This is a genomic window from Limosilactobacillus reuteri subsp. simiae (assembly GCF_020784875.1).
GTDB lineage: Bacteria > Bacillota > Bacilli > Lactobacillales > Lactobacillaceae > Limosilactobacillus > Limosilactobacillus reuteri_H.
The window spans coordinates 12633-35240 of sequence record NZ_JAJGUI010000007.1 but is presented as its reverse complement, the minus strand read 5'-3'; the positions used below and the strand labels follow the sequence as shown (position 1 = coordinate 35240).

The 22608-nt window shown below is 38.8% G+C and carries 23 protein-coding genes; 20 read left to right on the top strand and 3 right to left on the bottom strand.

All coding sequences use genetic code 11. From position 1 onward, the window contains the following. Positions 1–18 precede the first annotated feature (18 nt). From LMC10_RS00870 to LMC10_RS00855, 4 genes are read left to right on the top strand one after another with little or no spacing between them, the layout of a single operon-like run. Positions 19–1230, top strand: coding sequence for a CCA tRNA nucleotidyltransferase (locus LMC10_RS00870; protein ID WP_229268674.1), 1212 nt, complete (start codon positions 19–21; stop codon positions 1228–1230). A gap of 1 nt (position 1231) precedes the next feature. After that, on the top strand, positions 1232–3142 hold the full coding sequence (locus LMC10_RS00865; protein WP_229268673.1) for an ABC-F family ATP-binding cassette domain-containing protein: 1911 nt from the start codon (positions 1232–1234) through the stop codon (positions 3140–3142). A 17-nt stretch (positions 3143–3159) separates the two neighbouring features. Beyond that, positions 3160–4122 (top strand): thymidylate synthase, encoded by a 963-nt coding sequence (locus LMC10_RS00860; protein WP_229268672.1) that lies wholly within the window; start codon positions 3160–3162, stop codon positions 4120–4122. Between the two features lie 15 nt (positions 4123–4137). Further along, on the top strand, positions 4138–4626 hold the full coding sequence (locus LMC10_RS00855; protein WP_229268671.1) for a dihydrofolate reductase: 489 nt from the start codon (positions 4138–4140) through the stop codon (positions 4624–4626). Here LMC10_RS00855 and trhA read toward each other — a convergent pair. Continuing rightward, a complete protein-coding gene (gene trhA / locus LMC10_RS00850) occupies positions 4615–5259 on the bottom strand; it encodes a PAQR family membrane homeostasis protein TrhA (RefSeq protein WP_163621970.1) in 645 nt (214 codons plus the stop codon). The genes LMC10_RS00855 and trhA overlap by 12 nt on opposite strands. Before the next feature lie 178 nt (positions 5260–5437). Here trhA and LMC10_RS00845 point away from each other — a divergent pair, with 178 nt between their 5' ends. From LMC10_RS00845 to LMC10_RS00805, 9 genes are all read left to right on the top strand, one after another. Beyond that, entirely contained in the window at positions 5438–6280 is an 843-nt protein-coding gene (locus LMC10_RS00845; protein ID WP_085679596.1) for a DegV family protein, read from the top strand. A gap of 92 nt (positions 6281–6372) precedes the next feature. Next, a complete protein-coding gene (locus LMC10_RS00840; RefSeq protein ID WP_229268670.1) occupies positions 6373–7299 on the top strand; it encodes an SGNH/GDSL hydrolase family protein in 927 nt (308 codons plus the stop codon). Between the two features lie 3 nt (positions 7300–7302). After that, positions 7303–7905 (top strand): YpmS family protein, encoded by a 603-nt coding sequence (locus LMC10_RS00835; RefSeq protein WP_229268669.1) that lies wholly within the window; start codon positions 7303–7305, stop codon positions 7903–7905. A 17-nt stretch (positions 7906–7922) separates the two neighbouring features. After that, positions 7923–8144: a YozE family protein gene (locus LMC10_RS00830; protein WP_229268668.1), complete on the top strand. Its 222-nt coding sequence runs from the start codon at positions 7923–7925 to the stop codon at positions 8142–8144. 20 nt (positions 8145–8164) lie between these two features. After that, positions 8165–9037, top strand: a complete 873-nt coding sequence (gene ylqF, locus LMC10_RS00825) for a ribosome biogenesis GTPase YlqF (RefSeq protein WP_229268667.1) — start codon at positions 8165–8167, stop codon at positions 9035–9037. Further along, complete coding sequence (locus LMC10_RS00820; RefSeq protein ID WP_229268666.1) at positions 9030–9800, top strand: ribonuclease HII; 771 nt, start codon at positions 9030–9032, stop codon at positions 9798–9800. Before ylqF ends, LMC10_RS00820 begins: the two co-directional genes overlap by 8 nt. 50 nt (positions 9801–9850) lie before the next feature. Continuing rightward, positions 9851–10726 carry a DNA-processing protein DprA gene (gene dprA, locus LMC10_RS00815; protein ID WP_229268665.1) on the top strand — a complete coding sequence of 292 codons (876 nt, stop codon included), beginning with the start codon at positions 9851–9853 and terminating at the stop codon, positions 10724–10726. Between the two features lie 121 nt (positions 10727–10847). After that, a complete protein-coding gene (gene topA / locus LMC10_RS00810; RefSeq protein ID WP_229268664.1) occupies positions 10848–12968 on the top strand; it encodes a type I DNA topoisomerase in 2121 nt (706 codons plus the stop codon). 134 nt (positions 12969–13102) lie between these two features. Next, on the top strand, positions 13103–13981 hold the full coding sequence (locus LMC10_RS00805) for an aldose 1-epimerase family protein (RefSeq protein ID WP_459075848.1): 879 nt from the start codon (positions 13103–13105) through the stop codon (positions 13979–13981). A 42-nt stretch (positions 13982–14023) separates the two neighbouring features. Here LMC10_RS00805 and plsY read toward each other — a convergent pair whose 3' ends face one another. Then, positions 14024–14653 (bottom strand): glycerol-3-phosphate 1-O-acyltransferase PlsY, encoded by a 630-nt coding sequence (gene plsY, locus LMC10_RS00800; protein ID WP_152711632.1) that lies wholly within the window; start codon positions 14651–14653, stop codon positions 14024–14026. A gap of 210 nt (positions 14654–14863) precedes the next feature. Between plsY and parE the strand changes: the two genes are divergently transcribed. From parE to LMC10_RS00775, 5 genes are all read left to right on the top strand, one after another. Further along, positions 14864–16888: a DNA topoisomerase IV subunit B gene (gene parE / locus LMC10_RS00795; RefSeq protein WP_003670915.1), complete on the top strand. Its 2025-nt coding sequence runs from the start codon at positions 14864–14866 to the stop codon at positions 16886–16888. An 18-nt stretch (positions 16889–16906) separates the two neighbouring features. Then, positions 16907–19372, top strand: a complete 2466-nt coding sequence (parC, locus tag LMC10_RS00790; RefSeq protein WP_229268662.1) for a DNA topoisomerase IV subunit A — start codon at positions 16907–16909, stop codon at positions 19370–19372. A gap of 15 nt (positions 19373–19387) precedes the next feature. Further along, positions 19388–19855, top strand: coding sequence for an NUDIX hydrolase (locus LMC10_RS00785; RefSeq protein ID WP_229268661.1), 468 nt, complete (start codon positions 19388–19390; stop codon positions 19853–19855). A gap of 108 nt (positions 19856–19963) precedes the next feature. Further along, complete coding sequence (locus LMC10_RS00780) at positions 19964–20899, top strand: manganese-dependent inorganic pyrophosphatase (RefSeq protein ID WP_003668076.1); 936 nt, start codon at positions 19964–19966, stop codon at positions 20897–20899. A gap of 131 nt (positions 20900–21030) precedes the next feature. Continuing rightward, the gene (locus LMC10_RS00775; protein ID WP_029507479.1) at positions 21031–21420 is read left to right on the top strand and encodes an iron-sulfur cluster biosynthesis family protein; all 390 of its coding nucleotides are present in this window, start codon (positions 21031–21033) and stop codon (positions 21418–21420) included. Between the two features lie 64 nt (positions 21421–21484). Here the strand turns inward: LMC10_RS00775 and LMC10_RS00770 are convergent, their stop codons facing one another. After that, positions 21485–21808, bottom strand: coding sequence for a hypothetical protein (locus tag LMC10_RS00770; RefSeq protein WP_085679626.1), 324 nt, complete (start codon positions 21806–21808; stop codon positions 21485–21487). A 126-nt stretch (positions 21809–21934) separates the two neighbouring features. On the opposite strand from LMC10_RS00770, the gene LMC10_RS00765 reads away from it, so the two are divergent. Both LMC10_RS00765 and LMC10_RS00760 read left to right on the top strand, forming a co-directional pair. Then, positions 21935–22075: a hypothetical protein gene (locus LMC10_RS00765; RefSeq protein ID WP_003666088.1), complete on the top strand. Its 141-nt coding sequence runs from the start codon at positions 21935–21937 to the stop codon at positions 22073–22075. A gap of 28 nt (positions 22076–22103) precedes the next feature. Next, a complete protein-coding gene (locus LMC10_RS00760; protein ID WP_229268660.1) occupies positions 22104–22598 on the top strand; it encodes a GNAT family N-acetyltransferase in 495 nt (164 codons plus the stop codon). Positions 22599–22608: the final 10 nt, after the last annotated feature.

Genomic DNA, 22608 nt, shown 5'->3' with positions numbered 1-22608 from the left:
AAATGAGGACATGATTAAATGAAAATAAAACAATTACCAGCTATATTTGAACCAGCACGCCCTGTTTTACAAAAAATAGAGGAGGCCGGCTACGAAGCATATTTTGTTGGCGGTTGTGTCCGTGACACTATCTTGCATGATGAGATTCATGATATAGATATAGCGACGAGTGCTTACCCTAGTGAAATAAAGGCGATTTTTAACCATACTGTTGATACCGGAATTGAACATGGTACAGTTATGATTCTCGACCATGGAACGGGATATGAAACAACTACTTTTAGAACTGAGTCAGGTTACCAAGACTACCGCCGTCCTGATAAAGTGACTTTTGTTCGTTCATTAAGTGAAGATCTCCAGCGTCGAGACTTTACGATTAATGCCCTCGCCTTGCGCGAAGATGGGGAAGTTATTGATCTATTTGATGGACTAGAAGACTTGCAAAAACATCTTATTAAAGCGGTTGGCAACCCTAATGAACGTTTTCATGAAGATGCTTTACGGATGATGCGGGCCGTGCGTTTTGCAAGTAAGCTTGATTTTGTCATTGATACTGCAACATTAAAAGGGATTAAAGAAAATGCACCATTATTAGAAAAAATTGCAGTTGAACGAATCCGAGTTGAACTAGAAAAACTATTGCTGGGCCAAAATCCAGTAGCGGGCTTAAAAGATTTTATTGCGACTGGATTGTATCAATATTGTCCAGGGTTGGAAAATGCGCAAGCTGCTTTATCGGCTTTATTGATCCTTAACCAATGGCATTTGGAAAATGAAGCTCAATTATGGTCAGTTTTAAGCTTACAACTCCAGCTTGATCAAAAAGAAATTGGTAAATTCTTAAAGAAGTGGAAGACAGCAAATGATTTAATTGCGCAGGTCAAAAAAGTAGTTCCAGCAGTCCAAGCAATTCGTCAACGTACGCTTACGCCAACACTAATGTTTAATACCGGTGAAACAGCCCTCCATGATGCTAACCAAGTAGCTAAGTTATATGGATGGGCAATTAATGATGAGGAATTGCAAAAAGCTTATCAAAAATTACCAATTAAAAACGCTAAAGAATTAGCAATTGATGGTCGAATATTAATTACTAAAGCGGGGGTAAAACCGGGACCATTGATGGGGAAGATTCTTCAACGATTAACGCTGGCAGTAGTAAATGGCGAAATAGCTAACGATGCAACAACCTTATTAGAAAAAGTAGAAGAGATAACGAAAGAGGGATAATATGCAAACAATGCGTGCAGAGGATCTAACCAGCACATACGGTGAAAAGACCTTATTTGATAATATTTCGTTTATTATTAATGAAAATGATCGAATTGGACTGATTGGTGTTAATGGAAGCGGAAAAACAAGTCTTCTTAACGTAATTAGTGGGGAAGTAAACCCAGAAGGTGGCGGTCAGATCACTAAACCCAATGATTATACGATCGGTTATTTAAAGCAGCAACCAGAGCTTGATGAAAATAAAACGATCATGGAAGCTGTTTTTGAAGGCAAACAACCAGTCTTTGAAACAATTCGCCAATATGAGCTGGCACTTGAACGCTTTACAAAGCACCCAGAAGATCCGCAAGCAATCGACCGTTACACAAAAATGCAGGCACGAATGGATCAAGAAGATGCATGGGAAGCAGATAGTCGGGTGAAGACGATTCTGACCCAGTTAAAGATAAAAGATGTAAGTCAAAAGATTACTCAACTTTCTGGAGGACAAAAGAAACGGGTTGGGTTAGCACAAGTCTTAATTCAACAGCCAGATCTCTTATTACTGGATGAACCGACTAACCACTTAGACCTCGATTCGGTAGTTTGGCTCCAGGATTTCCTTCGCAGTTATAAGGGTGCTGTCCTCGTTGTTACCCACGATCGGTACTTCCTTGATCAAATTACAAATCATATCTGGGAGCTATCTTTTGGTAAACTTTATCACTACGAGGGAAATTATCAGGACTTTGTAGCAAAAAAGGCGGAACGAGTAGAGTTAGCTAAAGATACTGAGAAAAAGAATCAACAGCTGTATAAAAAAGAATTAGCCTGGATGCGGACAGGTGCAAAAGCCCGTTCCACAAAACAAAAGGGGCGAATCAATCGGTTCCACGAATTAGAAGGAAAAATCGGTAATCTTAAAACCGATGAAGATATTGCTATCAATCTTGGATCACAACGTCTAGGGAAAGATGTTATTCAATTTAAGGATGCTAACTTAAAATTTGATAATCACCAAATCCTCCATGACTTCAATTGGCTTGTTCAGGCAGGTGATCGAATTGGAATTACTGGTGAAAACGGGACGGGTAAGACGAGTTTATTAAACGTGATTGCCCAACGTGTTCCCCTAGATAGTGGCGTCCTTAAGATTGGGGAAACCGTTAAGTTAGGGTATTATACCCAGCAAACAGAAGGAATTGACAATGATAAGCGGATGATTAGTTTCTTGTCTGAAATTGCAGATAATGTTACTGATAAAGATGGTAATAAGCTTAGCGTTACCCAATTATTAGAACGTTTCTTGTTCCCTCGGTTTATGCATGGTACTTTGATCCGAAAGCTTTCTGGGGGTGAAAAGCGACGATTATACCTCTTAAAAATTTTAATGCAGCAGCCTAATGTCTTATTACTAGATGAACCAACTAACGACCTTGATATTGGAACACTGACAGTTCTTGAAGACTACCTAGATAATTTTGCGGGAACTGTAATTACGGTTTCTCATGATCGCTATTTCTTAGATAAGGTGGCCGACAATTTGCTAGTCTTCAATGGGAATGGTGATATTGAGCGTTATACGGGACGCTTTACTGATTATTTAACTTCTAAAAAAGAAGAAGCAGGTAAGGATAAAGAGCTTAAAAATGATCAAAAAGCCTTTGCTAAAAAGCAGGCAAGTAAGCAAGAACCAGCCAAAAAAGAAAAAACAAAACTTACTTATGCTGAACAACTTGAATGGGATCATATTGATGAAGAATTAGATGCCCTTGATCAACAGCATCAGCAATTAGAAAATGAAATGGCTGAAGCAGCAAGCGATTATACGAAAATTGCTAAGTTACAGAAGCAACTAAATGAAATACAAGAAAAAATTGATGAAAAGACAGCTCGTTGGGAGTATTTAAGCACATACGTTGACGAGTAAAGGAAGGGAACATAAGGATGGCAACAAATGTAAACGAAGAGCAATACTTAGACTTAATTCGTTATGTTTTGACGAATGGACATCAAAAGGGTGATCGGACAGGAACTGGTACTAAGTCTGTTTTCGGATATCAGATGCGGTTTGACCTAAGTAAAGGTTTTCCTATTTTAACTACCAAGAAAGTCCCATTTGGTTTGATTAAGAGTGAATTATTATGGTTTTTACGAGGCGACACTAACATTCGCTTCTTACTTCAACACAAGAATCATATTTGGGATGAATGGGCATTTAAGAAGTGGGTAGAAAGTGCTGAATATCAAGGTCCAGATATGACAGACTTTGGTCACCGCTGGCTTAAAGATCCAGAGTTTAAGCAGGTCTATCTCCAAGAAAAGAAGGCATTTTGTCAACGGATTCTTGAAGATGATGATTTTGCCCAAAAGTATGGCGATTTAGGGCTTGTTTATGGAAGTCAGTGGCGAAAATGGAAGACGAGTCAAGGCGACACAATTGATCAAATCGCTAACGTTATCCAGCAGATTAAAACTACTCCAGATTCACGGCGGATGATTGTTTCAGCTTGGAATCCAGAAGATGTTCCTTCCATGGCTCTCCCTCCATGTCACACAATGTTCCAATTTTATGTTAATGATGGAAAGCTTAGTTGTCAGCTCTATCAACGGAGTGCCGATATCTTTTTAGGGGTTCCATTCAATATCGCTAGTTATGCATTATTGACGCATATGATTGCTCATCAATGTGGTCTAGAACCTGGCGAGTTTGTCCATACATTAGGGGATGCTCACATTTATCTGAACCACCTTGATCAAGTTAAAGAACAGCTGACAAGAACACCTCATGAAGCTCCTAAATTGATTTTACCTGCTGAACCAAAACCAATCGATCAATATGAAATGACTGATATTAAGTTAGAAGGCTATACTCATGAGCCTGCAATTAAGGCTCCCGTAGCAGTTTAAAAGGAGTGGTTCAAAATGAGTGAACTGAATTTAATCTGGGCGGAAGATTTGAATGGTTGGATTGGCAAAGATAATACAATCCCGTGGCATGTTTCTGCTGATATGAAGCATTTTAAGACAAAAACTACTGGTCACCCAATTATAATGGGGCGAAAAACTTTTGCCTCGCTTGGCAATAAACCGTTGCCTAAGCGAGAAAATATTGTGCTTACCAGGCAGAACATAGATGCTGAAGGAGTGAAAGTCTTTCATTCTTTAGCTGCCCTTAAAGAATATCTTAAGTCAAATCCAAACGAATATTTTGTAATCGGTGGGGCAACGATCTATCAGCAATTACTCCCAATGGCGACAAAGCTAACACGAACGGTGATAAATAAGCAAATTGTTGGAGATACAAAAATGCCAACGATCGATTATGACCGTTGGCACTTAGTAAACCACAATAATTATGAAAAAGATGACCAGCTAGTTTGTCGTTTCGAAGAATGGGAACTAAACGTATAAAAGAATTGAAAAGTACATTAATATTGTTCCGATGAGGACAAAAATATGCCAAATCAAATGGGTATATGCCGTTGGCCGGCTGTAAAAGAGGGCGCCAAGAGTAAAGGAAAGTCCTCCTAGTAGTAGCAAGCCGAAGCCAACTGGACCAAGCGCATGCCAGAGAGGCATGAAGGCGACTAGACATAGCCAACCCATTAGAATGTAAATAATGGTTGAATATTTACTTTTATGTTTTAACCAAATACATTTATACACGATTCCGATAACAGATAGGCCCCAAATCACGCCGAAAATTGTCCAGCCTAACCAGCCACGGATACTAACTAAACAATAGGGAGTATAAGTTGCAGCAATAAGCACAAAGATCATTGAATGGTCGAGAATTTGAAAGACTCGTTTAGCTCGTGTAAAGATCAAGGCATGAAATAAGGTTGACGAAAGGTAAAAAAGAATTAAAGCACTTCCGTAAATAGTAAAGGTAACAATTCGCATGGGACTACCAGTATGAACAGCTCTGATAATTAACAAGATCAAGCCAGCAATCGACAGTCCTGCTCCAATCCCATGAGTAACCGCATTACCTATTTCTATCAGCAAAGTACGCCGATCTCTTGTCTCTTTTTGTGTATCCATCAAAAAACCCCTTTCCAAAGACCAATGAATTTTTAAAATATTTTTGTTATACTAAATAAATAGTAATTGATCCTACAAAATTAGATAAAATTGAGTATAATAGTACTTGAAATAAATTATCTAGTTCTCAGTACTAGATAATTATAGCACAAATTGTTCAGGAAGAGTGGTAAGTTTCATGGCAAAGATAAAAATTGTTTGTGACTCATCAGCAGGATTAACTGATGAAGAAATTAAAAAATATGACATTACAATTATACCATTAAGTGTAATGATTGATGGGACGGTATACGTTGAGCGTGAAACAATTACAAACGAACAGTTCCCTGAAATGATGAAGAATGCTAAGTCACTACCAAAGACTTCCCAGCCACCAATTGGGAAGTTTGTCGATGCCTTTGATAAGCTAGGTGAAGATGGTAGCGAAGTATTATGCGTTACAATGATGGAATCAATTAGTGGGACCGTCCATGCGGCTGAACAAGCGGCTGGAATGACAAAGACAAAAGTTACAGTCTACGATTCCCAGTCAACCGACCAAGTAATGGGCTTCGAAATAATTGAAGCAGCCCAAGTGATTGAAGCTGGTGGTAGCGTTGAAGATGCAATTGCTAAGATGAAAGAAGTACTTAGTAAATCTGAACTTTACTTGGCAATTGATAATCTTGATAATTTAGTTGCTGGTGGCCGAATTAGTAAATTTGCTGGTGCTATTTCTAACCTATTAAACATTAAGGTTATGCTCCATGTGTATGATGGTCAGATTCATATTGAATCAAAAGGCCGTGGCATTAAATCAATGCATAAAGAATGGGATAAGATTTTAGATGAAATGGCACGGGGACCAAAAGTTAAGCGAATTGGAATTTCTCATGTCGATGCTGGCAAGGAAGTAGAACGCTTATTAGCAAAAATAAAAGAACTTTATCCAGAAATCGAGGTTACTGTTCGAGAGACAGTGCCAATTATTGCAACTCACACTGGAATGGGTGCTTGTTGTTTGCTATACTATACAGAATAATCTTTGATAAAAATAAGTGGAGGCTGAGAAAAATGAAAATTTTTCCCAGCCTCTATCTTCTTAAAATTTTAAAATAAAGGACTATAGAATAGATGAAAAAGTGGACTAAATGGCTATTATTATCGCTTTTGGCTATTATGATTATTGGTGGAGGATGGTATACTGTTAACCACTTTACAAATTTAACTAGTAATAGTTCAAAAGTTGTTAAACCAAAATATGTTGAAAAGGAAAATGTAAAGCTGGTGGCACTAGGCGATTCCCTTACTCACGGTCAAGGGGACGAGAGTAATAATGGTGGATATGTTGGGGTAATTAAGGAAAAAATCGAACACCGTTACCACCAAACGAAGGTGACAACAGTCAATTACGGAGTAACAGGGGATCGATCCGACCAGATTCTTGACCGGTTAAATCAGCAATCCCAATTACGTAGTGACTTACGGAGCGCGGATGTGATTACGATGACTGTGGGTGGGAACGACTTGATGCAGATCTTGGAAAAAAACGTAATGGGCTCTGAACGGCAAGTTACCAGTAGTGTTGAAAGTGGCGAAAAGACTTATCAAAAAAAATTAATTAAGTTATTTGATGCGGTTCGAAAGGAAAATCCTAAGGCTCCTATTTTTGTGATGAGTATTTATAATCCCTTCTATACCTATTTCCCAGATGTAACAATTATTAACAAGTCAATTAATCAATGGAACCAAACTACGCAAGATACAATGAATAATTATAAGTCAATGTATTTTGTGAACATTAATAAGTTGATGTCATACGGTCAATATCAGACTAAGAGTCAGCAACAACAGCTGGTCAAGGAAGAAGAAAAGGCTAATCAAGGGCAAGTCAGTCAAAAGCTGGTCATTGAAATTATGAATCATAAGGATAAGAACCTTAATAAATATATTTCAACAGAAGATAATTTCCATCCTAATCATACAGGATACGTCAAAATTGCTGACCAATTATTTAAGGTAATGCAAAAACATGATAGCTGGGAATTCACACGGAGGTAAAAAATGAAAAATTCTGAAGAAAAAAAGACTAATTGGTGGAAATGGGCCTTTTTTTGCTTAGTAGCCTTGATTGTAATTAGTTGTGGGGTTGTGTTAAACAAGGTGACTGCACCGACTCCTGCTACTACAACTAGCAAAGCAGTAAAGCCAAGCGATTCATCAGTAACGGTTGAATTGAATAAAAAACAGGTGAATGCTTTAGCTGCTAATTACCTGAATCAGTTTTTAAAAGGGCAAAAGATCCGTTATGATTTTATTGTTGGCGATCAGTATGCTACCTTGACAGGAAATACTAAGTTTCTAGGGGCTAAGGTGCGATTTGCCATTAACTTTATTCCTGAACGATTAAGTAACGGAAATGTCTTATTACGCGCTAAGGGACTTTCAGTTGGACGGTTAAATATCCCGATCAAATTTGTGATGGGTTACATTGCAAAGAATTATAATATTCCTAAATGGGTAACAATTAACCCACAAAAGAAGACAGTTTTATTAGACCTTAACCGTTATAGCAAGCACCGTTCTCTTAAGTACTCGGCTCAGGAAATTAACATGCAAGAAGGACGGTTTAAGTTTTTAATCACAGTCCCAACAAGTAATGAATAATATTGGAGGAAATCAAAATGAGAATGAGTTTTTATCAGTTTTTAATGACTCAACGAAATCCGAATAGTGCAGATGAAGTTCAACAGTTTGCAAACAACTCTTTTTTGGATACTACTTTTCCTAAGCATTCAGAGGATTTTGATGAAATTTCGCATTATTTAGAAGAAAATGCTGACTATTTGCCATCAATGACAATTTTTGATGAAGCTTGGCAACGGTATATTGATGCAATGAATTAGAAAAGAAGGGAGAAAGTCAAATGGCAACAATTCAATGGTTCCCAGGGCACATGGCAAAAGCATTACGCCAAATTCGTGAACAAATGCCACTAGTAGATATTTTATTTGAGCTAGTAGATGCTCGTGTCCCCTATTCGTCACAAAATCCAGAAGTGGCACTAGCTGCAGGAGAAAAGCCCAAACTTTTAATTATGACAAAAACGGACCTAGCAGACCAGAAACGATTAAATGAATGGATTAAATACTTTGAGCAACATAATCAACCAGTTCTTGCCCTCGATTCACGCCAAAATAACGTGGCAAAAGTTGTAACGGCTAAAAGTAAAGAGATATTAAAAGATAAATTGGCAGAAGAAAAAGCCAAGGGAATGAAAAAGAGGCCAATTCGGGCAATGTGTGTTGGTGTTCCTAATGTAGGGAAATCAACCCTTTTAAATCACCTGGTAAAAAAGAACGTTGCGGCTACTGGAAACCGTCCAGGAGTCACTACTGGACAGCAATGGTTACGGTCATCAGCAGAATTGGAATTACTTGATACTCCTGGTGTCCTTTGGCATAAATTTGCTACTCCTAAGCAGGGGATAATGCTTGCTTTAACAGGAGCAATTAAAGATAGCTTATACGCAAAAGATGATGTAGCGTTGTTTGCCCTTGATTACTTGCGGCAACATCAGCCAGAGGTATTAAAGCAACGTTATCACTTAACTGATGCAGATCTGGACGAATCGGTTGCCAATCCGGATTTACTATTAACGATTACTGCTAAAATGGGCTTTCCTGATGATTATGACCGGGCTAGTGAACGCTTGATTTTTGACTTGCGAAAGGGAAAATTAGGACCAATCACTTTGGAAGTACCCGCTGACCTAAATGAGGATGGACTAAATGAATAAGGAAACCATTAGTCAAATTAAGGCCCGTTTACAAACTATCACAGATACAACTGATCCTTACTTGCAAACTATTCGTGATGATTCGCGAAAAGGTGTTCAAACGGCAATTCAGCAATTTGAGCGGCGGCTTGCACGGCAGAGGGAAGCTAAAGAGGCGTTCAATAACCGGTTTAAATATGAAAAGTACTACTGGGAAAAGGGATGTCAGTATGTTGCAGGAATGGATGAAGTAGGAAGAGGACCATTGGCTGGGCCGGTGGTTACTTGTGCAGTAATTTTAAATGCAGATTTTGACCTGATAGGGGTAACAGATTCTAAACAGTTAACTAGGCATGAACGAGAAAATTTGTATTTACGGATTGTTGATGAGGCGGTTGAAGTTAGCATTGCGGTAAATGATGCGCCAGTGATTGATCAAATGAATATTTATGCTGCTACTCAGGATGCGATGATTCGGGCGGTTAATAACCTTCATCATCGGCCAGATCATCTGATTGTTGATGCTGTCCCGTTAGCAATTGACATTCCCCAGACGACTTTGATCAAGGGGGATCAAAAGAGTATTAGCGTTGCTGCAGCTAGTATTGTCGCAAAGGAATACCGGGATCATTTAATGCGAGACTATGATTATGTTTATCCAGGGTATGGCTTTGCACAAAATATGGGTTATGGTACCAAAGAACATTTAGCCGGCTTAGAGAAAATGGGGGCAACTCCTATTCATCGGCGTTCTTTTAATCCTGTTCCAAAATATTTAAATTAAAAAATGCATTTCCAAAAAGCTTTCGTATATAAATATAAGGAGGCTTTTTTATGTTACAAGTAAACGATTTTCTATTACGGTTAAGTTTGTGTCGCGGAATTGGCTTAGTTTCAAAATATCGTCTATGGGAGTGTGCTCAACAGGCGCGATGCTTTAATAATATTGACTATTTGATTGACCATGCAAATGTTAGCTTACGAAGTGCATCTTCATTAAAAAATAACTGGACAAGTCCCGCGCTTGATCAAGCAGTGGATTTAAACAGTCAGGAAAAATTTATTACGATTGCGGATCCGTTATACCCGATGACCTTGAAAGAAACGTACTGTCCACCCTTGGTATTATTTTATCGTGGTAATCTGAGCTTGCTCCATCAGCCTTCAATTGGTGTCGTTGGCACTAGGCAGATAACTAATTATGGCCAGAGCGCTTTACGAGGATTGTTGCCACCAGTAATTAAGCGGCAGATAGTAGTAGTCAGCGGATTAGCTCAAGGAGTAGATAGTTTTAGTCATGAACTTGCGCTAAAATATGGCGGCCTTACTATTGGGGTGATTGGAACTGGTTTAGATCAAGCTTACCCCCGAAATCACCAAACCCTTCAAGATGAGGTGGCCAGACAAGGATTAGTAATTTCTGAGTATGGACGGGGTGAACCACCTGTGGCTTATCACTTCCCAGAAAGAAACCGAATTATTGCAGGTTTAAGCGAAGTGGTTTTGGTTGTCGAGGCAAAGAAAAGGAGTGGGAGTTTAATCACGGCTAATATCGGCTTAGATGAAAATCGATCTGTATGTGCTATTCCTGGCAGGATTGATGCTCCCTTATCAGTAGGATGTAACAGTTTAATCGCAGCTGGCGCAAAACCAATTCTCAGCGCCCAAGATCTGCTAGACGAATTTCAGCTGTATGATTTGCGGGCTTGATTTCTGGTGAGAAGTTGATTAAAATATTTTGTTCAGTTAGAGATTATATTTGACAGATGGTAGTCAAATGGATTAATAATATTATTGAATGAAATATTAAAAATGTTAGGAGCCTACCAGAATGGCAACCAAAACAACCAAATCAACGGCGAAAAAGACAACTCGTCGCCGTTCAAAAATTAAAAAAAATCTGGTGATCGTGGAGTCACCATCAAAGGCAAAAACAATCGGTAAATTTTTAGGCCGGTCCTATAAGGTTGTGGCTAGTTTAGGCCATATTCGGGACTTACCCAAAAGCCGGATGGGGGTAGATATTGAAAATGACTACACCCCTGATTACATTTCAATTCGGGGGAAGGGTGATGTAATTAAGGAACTACGGAAGGACGCTAAAAATGCGAAAGCCGTATATCTTGCATCTGACCCGGACCGTGAAGGGGAAGCAATTGCCTGGCATGTTTCAAATATTTTAAAGCTTGACGATGATCAAAAGAACCGGGTTACCTTTAATGAAATTACTAAGGATGCTGTTAAAGAAGCTTTTAAGGAACCCCGAGAAATTAATATGGATCTCGTGGATGCCCAACAAGCACGACGGGTATTAGATCGATTAGTTGGATATTCAATTAGCCCAATTTTATGGAAGAAAGTCAAAAAAGGCTTAAGTGCTGGTCGTGTTCAATCAGTTGCCCTTTATCTGATTATTCAACGTGAAAATGAAATTAAAAACTTCAAACCCGAGGAATACTGGACAATTGATGCTGATTTCAAGAAGGGCAAAGAAGAATTCAAGGCTAGTTTTTACGGTGAAAATGGTAAGAAGGTTTCCTTGAAGACTAATGATGACGTTCAGGCAATTCTTTCTAAGATTGATAAAAAGAAAGATTTCGATGTTACCAAGGTGACTAAAAAAGAACGTCGGCGGCAACCGCAGCCACCATATACAACCTCGACCATGCAACAGGATGCTAACCGTCGTTTGAACTTCCGAACACGAAAGACAATGATGGCAGCACAAATGTTATATGAAGGGATTGACATTAAAGAAGGGGCACCGGTTGGGTTGATTACCTATATGCGGACGGACTCAACGCGGGTGGCGTCAATTGCTAAGCATGAAGCGTCTAACTATATTCATGAAAACTATGGAGCGGAATATGCGGCAATAAAGCCGGTTAAGGGAAAATTACCTGAAGGGGCACAAGATGCTCACGAAGCTATTCGGCCAACTTCAGTCTATCGGACACCAGCTAAAATGAAGCAATATTTAACTCCTGACCAATATAAACTTTATAATTTGATTTGGTCGCGGTTTGTAGCTAGTCAAATGACTGCAGAAGTAATTGATACGATGAGCGTTAACCTTCAGCAAAATGGTGTCGACTTCCGTGCAAATGGATCAAAAGTTAAGTTCCCTGGGTTTACAAAAGTATATAAGCGAGGAACCGAAAAAGATAACTTGTTGCCAGAATTAACTGAAGGTGACAAAGCAAAAATGATAAAGGACGATCCAGCTCAGCACTTTACCCAACCGCCTGCTCGTTATACAGAAGCGGCTCTTATTAAAACTCTGGAAGAAAATGGTGTCGGTCGTCCATCAACCTATGCGCCAACCCTTGATACGATCCAGCGACGTTATTATGTCCGTCTTGTATCACGTCACTTCGAACCAACTGAATTGGGTGAAATTGTCAATCGGATTATCGAAAAGCAATTCCCTGATATTGTCAATGTCCAATTTACTGCCGATATTGAAGGAAAGCTTGATGAGATCGAAGAAGGGAAGCAAAACTGGATTAATGTTGTTGATAAATTCTATCAACCATTCTCAAAAGAAGTTGATGCAGCTGAAGAAGAGGTTGATAAGATTGAGATGAAAGATGAGCTTGCTGGCACAGATTGTGAAATTTGCGGGGCACCAATGGTTATTAAAATGGGTCGTTATGGTAAGTTCTATGCATGTTCTCGTTTCCCAAATTGTCGGAATACCAAGGCGATTGTAAAAGATACCGGAATTACATGTCCAAAGTGTGGGCAAGGAACGGTTGTTGAACGAAAATCAAAGAAGAACCGAACTTTCTATGGTTGTTCCCGTTATCCAGATTGTGACTTTGTTTCATGGGATAAACCGATTGGACGTAATTGTCCTAAGGATGGGCACTTCCTTGTTGAAAAGAAAGTCAAGGGTGGTAAACAGGTTGTCTGTCCCAATGGGGATTATAAAGAAGAAGTTCAGAAGTAAAAACATCATGCTGGTTTTTACTAAATTTTACTTAAATATTTATTGAAAAGGTTTCCAAAATCTGCTATTGTGCGTTTGGAACCTTTTTTATATACTTAATGTTAAACGATTATCAATTGAAGGGATCGATAACAATGATTACTTTACAAAACCAACAATTAACTGTGCAAATTGATGAATTAGGTGCTCAACTACATAGTATTAAACGGCAGGATAACGGAATCGAATACTTATGGCAGGGGGACCCCGCTTCATGGAATCGCCAAGCACCAATCCTCTTTCCGTTCGTTGGCCGCTTAAAAGATGATCAATATCAATATGGCAACCAAACATATCATCAAACACAACATGGTTTTGCACGTGATCGAAAATTCCAAGTTATTGAGCAAACACCATCGATGGTTGTGATGGAACAGCATGATGATAGTGAAACTAAGAAGGCATTCCCTTTTTCATTTAGTCTTCAGGTAAAATTTGAATTAGTTGTTGATAAGGTTGAAATCAGTTATGTGGTGAAGAACCCAAGCGGAGATGAAACCTTAATCTATGCCATTGGAGCACATCCCGGTTTTAATATGCCGTTAACTAGTACTGGGAGTTTTGAACAAACAGAATTAAGCGTTAAACCGGCAACAGAATATTCACGGATCGTTTTAGATGGCGCCTATAACGATTCAGCTCATCCACAATTGATTAATATGCAGGATTCATTATCACTTAATCATGATCTTTTTAACAAGGATGCTATTATTTTCAAAACAGATGGTGGCCATTTTACAGCCAAATTAACGGATACTGTTGCTAATCACGGGGTCGTAGTTGATACTTTTAATACAGAATACGTGGGAGTTTGGTCGCAATATCCAAGTACAGCTCCATTTGTATGTGTGGAACCATGGTGGGGAATAGCGGATAATGTCAATGCTGATGGGCTCCTCCTCCATAAGCAAGGGATGCACCGTCTAGCACCAAATGAAACAGATAATTATCATTTTAGTATTAAGCCATTTTAACGAAAAAAATAGGAGACTGTGAAACTTTCCATTTCCAGTCTCCTATTTATTTAGCTTCTTTTCTCGTAAATAATAGCCAAGGCCAAAACTTACCATTGATTCTTTTCCTGATAAAATTCGGTGAATGTTTGATCGGTGGCGGTAAAAGACCACTCCTGTTAATATTCCTGCCACGATTGCTAAAATCCAAGCATGAATGAAGAGGGCAATAATGAAAATTGCACTAATCCCTACCATACTGGCGGCACTAACCATACTTGTCAAGCATAAGACAAAGATAAAAATCAAACAGGCAACAACAAAAAGGAGGGGGTTATAAGCTAAGAGAATCCCCGCGCTAGTTGCCACTGCTTTCCCACCATGAAAATTATCGAATATTGATACAGTGTGACCAAGACTAGCAAAGAGTCCGATCAATAGGGGGTTAACGGTTCCAGATATTCCTAAAAAGTATGGCTGACTGGCAGCGAGTGTTCCCTTTAGAATATCGATAACCAAAACAACGACGCCCGCCTTAAACCCCAATGTCCGAAAGGTATTTGTTGTTCCGATATTACCGCTACCTAACTTGCGAATATCTTTATGATAAATATACTTACCGATCCAGAGGCCAGTTGGGATTGAACCTAAGAGGTAAGCAATAATAATCATCCCAATAATTTCAAAAATCATATAAATAGCTCCTTAATAATAGCTTATACAGCTTTTAAGCATAGCATGAATATTTAATTTTAACCACTAGGAAGACACAATTTGCCAATCTACTAAGTTTTCAGTATCATTTTAATTATGAATTGAAATTGTAGCCGGTTTAGCTTTACAATTAACAAATGTAAATGGTAAAATAATTTTCCGAACATACGTTTAGGTATAATATAGGCAATGGGAGGTCATTTTGTGGCCAAAGAAGAAGTAAAATATGATGCCTCATCCATACAAGTATTAAAAGGGCTTGAGGCAGTACGAAAAAGACCAGGGATGTATATTGGATCTACTGACTCACGTGGATTGCACCACCTGGTATATGAAATAGTGGATAATGCCGTTGATGAAGCATTATCCGGTTATGGTGATGAGATTAACGTCACCATTGAAGCAGACAATGCGATTACAGTTCAAGATCATGGTCGGGGGATGCCAGTTGGGATGCATGCCTCCGGTAAGCCGACACCTGAAGTTATTATGACGGTTCTCCATGCTGGAGGAAAATTTGGTCAGTCAGATGGTTATAAAACTTCAGGAGGGCTCCATGGTGTTGGAGCTTCCGTAGTAAATGCCTTATCATCACATTTGACGCTGACAATTGTCCGTGATCACGTCCGTTACCAAGAAATTTTTAAGGATGGCGGTCAACCAGTTGGAACGTTGAAAAAATTAGGAAAAACTAAAGCTGAGAACGGAACGACCGTCTCATTTAAGCCGGACCCGAAGATTTTTTCAACTACTGTTTATGACTACAATACCTTAGCTAATCGGCTTCGTGAGTCGGCCTTTTTATTGAAAGGGATTAAGATTACCCTTACCGATAAGCGGGCTGGTCAAGAAAAACAAGATGTATTCCAATTCGACAATGGAATTCAAGAATTCGTTTCTTATCTTAACGAGGGTAAGGACGTTTTAGGAAAGACGCTCTACTTTGACGGAAAGCAAGACGGGGTCGAAGTTGAAGTAGCAGCTCAATATAATGATGGTTATTCTGAGAGCTTGTTATCATTTGTCAACAATGTCCGAACTCCAGATGGTGGTACTCATGAAGCAGGATTCCGGAGTGCCTGGACGAAGACTTTCAATGAATACGCAAAAAAAGTTGGTCTGTTAAAGGCTAATGATAAAAATCTAGAAGGTAGTGATGTTCGGGAAGGGTTAACAGCTGTTATTTCTGTTCGGATTCCGGAACGTCTACTTCAATTTGAAGGCCAGACAAAGGATAAACTGGGAACTCCTGAAGCACGGAAAATTGTTGATGCGATTGTCAGTGAGCAGCTTAACTATGCCTTAATGGAAAATGGTGACTTTGCCCAGATGTTAATTCGTAAGGCGTTAAAGGCTCGTGAAGCCCGAGAAGCTGCCCGCAAAGCCCGTAACCAAGCCCGTGGTGGTAAACGAAAGGGTAAAAAGGAACGAAATCTTTCTGGAAAATTGACTCCTGCCCAATCAAAAAATGCTAAGAAAAACGAATTATTCCTAGTCGAAGGGGATTCCGCTGGTGGGTCAGCTAAGCAGGGACGTGACCGTAAATTCCAAGCAATTTTACCATTACGAGGGAAAGTGCTAAATACAGAAAAGGCGAAGTTAGATGATGTATTAAAAAACGAAGAATTGAACACAATTATCTATACTGTTGGTGCTGGTGCTGGTTCTGAATTTAACGTTGAAGATTCAAACTACGATAAGATTATTATTATGACTGATGCCGATGATGATGGTGCTCATATTCAGATTCTTCTTCTTACCTTTTTCTACAAGTATATGCGGCCAATGATCGAAGCTGGAAAAATCTATATTGCTCTTCCACCACTTTATCGTTTGCAACGCGGACGTGGAGCTAAGACTAATATCACGTATGCGTGGACTAATGAAGAATTAACAAAATTGACTAAAAAGATGGGCAAGGGAGCACAATTACAACGGTTCAAAGGGCTTGGTGAAATGAATGCTGATCAGTTGTGGGAAACGACGATGAATCCAGAAACTCGGACACTAATCCAAGTTCGTATCGAGGATGCTGAATTAGCTGAGCGTCGTGTAACTACCTTGATGGGTAATAAGGTGGAACCACGGCGAGAATGGATTGAAGAAAATGTCCAATTCACGTTAGCCGATGATCAAGAATCCGATAAATTAGTTGAGAATAAAGGACAATTACCTCAAACTAAAGAGCCTACAATTAATACATGGAATAAATAGAGAAGGGAATCAAGTTTTGTGAGAAACGGAAAAATTGAACATATGACGCTCGAACAGATCATGGGTGATCGTTTTGGGCGTTATTCAAAATCAATTATTCAAGAACGAGCTTTACCTGACATTCGCGACGGATTAAAACCGGTTCAGCGCCGGATTTTATTTGCCATGAATAAAGATGGAAATACTTATGATAAAGGGTTTCGTAAGTCTGCTAAATCAGTCGGGAACGTAATGGGTAACTTCCACCCCCACGGTGATAGTTCAATTTATGAAGCATTAGTTCGGCTAAGTCAGGATTGGAAATTACGTGAACCTCTAATTGAAATGCATGGTAACAATGGATCAATGGATGGTGATCCACCAGCTGCCATGCGTTATACTGAAGCGCGGCTTAGTAAAATAGCAGGTTTAATGCTTCAAGATATCGACAAAGATACAGTTGAGATGGCCTTAAACTTTGATGATACTGAAAAAGAACCGACAGTTTTACCAGCACGTATTCCTAACTTACTCGTTAATGGAGCAACTGGAATTTCTGCTGGATATGCTACTGAGATTCCAACACATAATTTAAGCGAAGTTCTTGATGCACTGATTTATCTTATCAAGCATCCAACTGCTTCTTTGGATAAGTTAATGGAATTTATTCCTGGCCCTGATTTCCCAACTGGTGGAATCATTCAGGGGATTGATGGCATTCGTAAGGCATACCAGACTGGTCGCGGTCGGGTTGTAGTGCGAGCAAAAACGGAGATTGAAACCTTGCGAGGTGGTCGTCAACAAATTAATGTGACGGAGATCCCTTATGAAGTAAATAAGGCGCAACTGGTTAAGCGAATTAACGATCTGCGCCTTGCCAAAAAAGTTGAGGGAATTGCGGAAGCTCGCGATGAAACTGATCGTAGTGGATTACGAATTGCAATCGAACTAAAGCGGGGAGCTAATGCGAACGGTATTCTTAATTACTTATTAAAGAACACCGATCTACAGATTAACTATAACTTCAATATGGTTGCGATTGATGACCAGCGACCAATGCGTGTTGGATTGAAGCGAATTTTGATTTCCTATCTCGAATTCCAGAAAGAGATTATTTGTCGACGGACACAATATAACCTAACGAAGGCTCAACAACGTTTGCATATTGTCGAAGGGTTAATCAAAGCACTCTCAATTTTAGATAAAGTCATTAAAACGATTCGAGCAAGTAAGAATCGTAAGGATGCAAAGGAAAACTTAGTAAAAGAATACAACTTTACACCTGAACAGGCCGAAGCAATTGTTACCTTGCAACTTTATCGCTTAACAAATACGGATGTAACTGAGCTGGAAAAAGAACAAGAACAATTAAATTCGCGGATTAATGAATATCAGTTAATCTTGACTAACGAAAATGAGTTAGCAAAAGTTCTTACTAAGGAAATTAGGGCCATTAAGAAGGAATTTGGCAATCCACGACGGACCAAGATTGAAAATCATGTTGAAAAACTTGAGATTGATACTAAAGTTACGGTTGCCAACGAAGATGTTGTGGTCTTAGTTTCGCATGCGGGCTATATCAAACGAAGCAGCATTCGTTCCTTCAAGGCGTCGGAGGCAGAAGAAAACGGTCTCCGAGAAGACGATTACCCATTATTGATTCAACAAACAAACACATTATCGCATTTATTTATGTTTACCAATCTCGGGCATATTATTTACCGCCCAATTCATGAAATTGCGGATGCGCGGTGGAAAGATACCGGCGAACATATCTCACAAACAATCGGTTTAGCGGATAATGAAGAGATCATTAAAGCAATGATTTTTGATAAACTAGATCAGCCAGGAACAATCATCATGGGAACCAGCGATGGTCAAGTAAAGCAAACGGCCTTTAATGACTATAAGCCTGGTTCACGTTACAAGAGCCATGCAAGTGTCGCAATTAAGCTTAGGGATAATGCGCAAGTTGTAAATGTTGATTACTATGAACCAACAAATGAGAACCGTTCACTATTGACGATTAGTCGCCAAGGATATGCAGTGCGGTATGATGTTGCAGATGTTCCTGTAACAGGAATCCGGACAGCTGGTGTACGGGCCATTAATTTGAAAGATGATGACCAAGTAGCAGATCAAATCTTGGTTAAAGCTGGTCAAGATATTGCTGTAATTACTCAACGAGGTGCATTTAAGGAAATGCCAGTTGATGAGATTGAAGTTGGGGCGCGAGCACGGCGGGGCGAACTTGTCCTTCGGCGGTTGAAATCACATCCACATGAAATTGCAGACTTCCTCGCTTACGACCATGATTATCAAGGTGCTTTTGAGACTATTACTAACCGGCCAGCATTCCAAGATATAATGGCTACTGACCATCATCTAAGTTCGATTAAGTCAAATGGAACTTTTGTAATTGATACCGATACGCAAGGGGAACCAGTAAAACTTCGAATGAAACAAACGAATGTTTTGTCCGAAGAACCTGTTAGCCAAAATTAAAAGAAGGCGAAAAGTTTGGCGTATATTAAAGAAATTCGTGATTTAGTTGGGAATCGTCCCTTAATAATGACCAGTGCTTCTGGGGCACTCTTAAACAAGCAGAAGGCTGTTTTACTTCAAGAACGGGCGGACACTGGTGATTGGGGTTTCCCAGGCGGCTACATGGAATTTGGCGAATCTTTTGAGCAAACTGTAAAGCGGGAATTTAAAGAAGATGCGGGAGTTGAAGTCGTGCCTGTCAAACGACTAGCAATTCTTGATCAGAATTTTTACACTTATCCTAATGGTGACCGCGTTCAACCAGTTAATGCTTTTTACTTAGTTGAAGAAAGTAGCGCTAAGCATTATCAACCCAAAATTACAGAAACGACAACTACTGAATATTTTTCGTTAGATGAAGACCCACCACGTTTTTTTAACAGCCAGCATGAACAAATGTGGCAGATCTTAAAAGATTTTATTCATAATAGGAAAGATATTTAATAATTGTTCTTTAATCTATTAACTTCCATGATAGAATAGAAAATGTAGATTGTTTCACCTACTAGAAATAACTAGGATTAAAGTAGTGAACAAACAGGAGGAATTTATATGAGCAAAGAATTAGTATTTGGACACCAAAAGCCTGATACAGATGCGATTACCGCTGCAATGGCATTTTCATACTTCCAAAACCAATTGGGATACGAAACTGAAGCAGTTGCTTTAGGTGAACCAAATGATGAGACTAAGTTTGCATTGAAGACTTTCGGTATGGAAGCACCACGCGTAATCGAAACCGCTGCAAACGAAGTAGATAAGGTAATGCTTGTAGACCACAACGAACCACAACAAAGTGTTAGTGATATCGACAAGGTCACTGTAACGCACTTAGTTGATCACCACCGGATTGCCGGCTTTGAAACGGCTCAACCACTCTGGGCAACTGTTCGTCCTTACGGTTGTGTAAGTACAATCATTACAGAATTGTTCCAAGAAAAGCACATTAATATTCCCGCTAACTTGGCTGGGATGATGCTTTCTGCTATCATTTCTGATACCTTGCTTTTGAAGTCACCAACTACAACTGACCACGATCGTGAAGCTGTTAAGTACTTAGCAAAAATCGCTGGTGTTGAAGATTACGAAAAGTACGGCATTGAAATGCTTAAGGCTGGTACTAACCTTGGTGCTAAGTCTGATGCTGATATCGTTGATGGTGATGCTAAGACCTTTGAACTTGGCGGCAAGAAAGTTCGTATTGGTCAAGTTAACACCGTTGATTTAGATGATGTTTTTGCTCGTCAAGCTGATCTTGAAAGTCAAATGCAAAGTATGATGGATGATAACGATTATGATTTATTCTTATTAATCGCTACTAACATCTTAAACAGTGACTCAGAATTATTAGTTATTGGTGATCCTGCTGAAAAGGTTGAAGCAGCCTTTGGTAAGAAGCTTAACGAAAACAAGCGGATGAATTTACCGGGTGTTGTATCACGAAAGAAGCAAGTTGTTCCTCCTTTGACTGATGCATTCGAAGGTTAATAAATAAATTAATTTAAAAAACTGAGAAAGATTTTGCGATTTTTCTCAGTTTTTTTGAGCTTTAAATTTCAAAGCTTATTCTTAATTAGTTAAAATATAAGTACTGATTTTAAGAAATGGGGTTGATATTAATGAATATCACATTTACTGATCAAGCTATCGAACGTTTACAGCGTTATGAACTGTCATCTAAGAAGATGCTCCTAGATTTTGATGATGGGGTTGGTCCATTTTCTGCCGTTGGGAGTTGCAGTTTAGATGGTGATTATCGACTAATCCTTGTTAAAGAGGATTTAGATACCCCAGATTACAATGAAAAGATTACCTCTAATTTAGGGGATGTTTTTATTAAAGACCATACAGCAGTTCAATTTGATGATGAAATGGAAGTAAGGTTTAACCCGCGTTACTTTACAATGCCACTTGTCAGTCCTAAACGCGTTTTAACAGATAATCTTGAAGTTCTGGATCTTAGTAATACAGACTTAAATTCTCAAATTGATCGAGCACATGATTGCTAGCAATATAATAAGGGAGCGTGATAGAAGCCAGATACGACTTCATGATCATGCTCCCTTATTGCTTTTAAAGAATAATCCTGAAGATAAAAGTGATAATAATTGCAAAAATTCCAATAATCGTTGCATAGGAAAAATGTTTACGTTGAGCTGGTTTAATTAATGCTTGTCTCCCCATGAAGATTGTGAATAAAGCCCATAAAAAAGTAGCAATAAGCAAAATATACAATTTCCAGTTGATTGGGAGATGATGGTAAAAATCGCCATAAAATACCATCATGCCGATAAACATCACAATAGCATAGGCATAGTTATCGCGGTGAAAGTTAAAATTAAAAAGATAAGCAAACGCGCAAAATAATAAAATGCTAATAATATCGTTAAAAATCATACCCTTTACACACTTCCTTATGATTTTTATTATAGTCATTAACAGGATAAAGATAAAATATTAAGAAGCAATCGCAAATAATATGATATGATGATCTTGTTAGAATTAATGAAGGCGGTGCTTACAGTGAAGAAAAAAGCTATGCGACGAGAAATAAAATTATTAACTGAAGAAAATCAACAATTACGGCGATATACCTTACTAGCATCAATCGGAATCTTATTAAGTATGATGATTGGGTTAGTTCGAATGGTTCAAAAAAATTAGTTTAGGAAATTTTTTAGAGGAAAGTATAGTGGAGTTACAATACCGAAAAGCGACACTTGAAGATTTACCAAAAATTGTTGAAATTTATAACCAAATTATTCCGTCACGTTTAGCGACTGCGGATCTTACCCCGATAACGGTTGAGGAACGGAAAGGGTGGTTTGAAGCGTTTGACGAAAATCATCCAATCTGGGTAATTGAATATCAAAATGAGGTTCTCGGGTGGGTTGCCCTTGAGCATTTTTATGGTCGTCCAGCCTATGATCATACTAGTGAAATTGCCATTTACCTTGATCAACGGTTACGGAAACAAGGGGTTGGTACAAAAACCATGGAATTTATTATCGGTCAATTGCCTAAATTAACAGTTGATACAATCGTGGCTTATATCTTTGGTCATAATATTCCAAGCCTAAAGTTATTTAAATCGTTTGGTTTTACGCAATGGGGGCTTTTACCACAAGTAGCAGAGCTTGATGGGATTAAACGTGATTTAGTTATTTTAGGACGTCATTTTAAATGATTATTGTGTA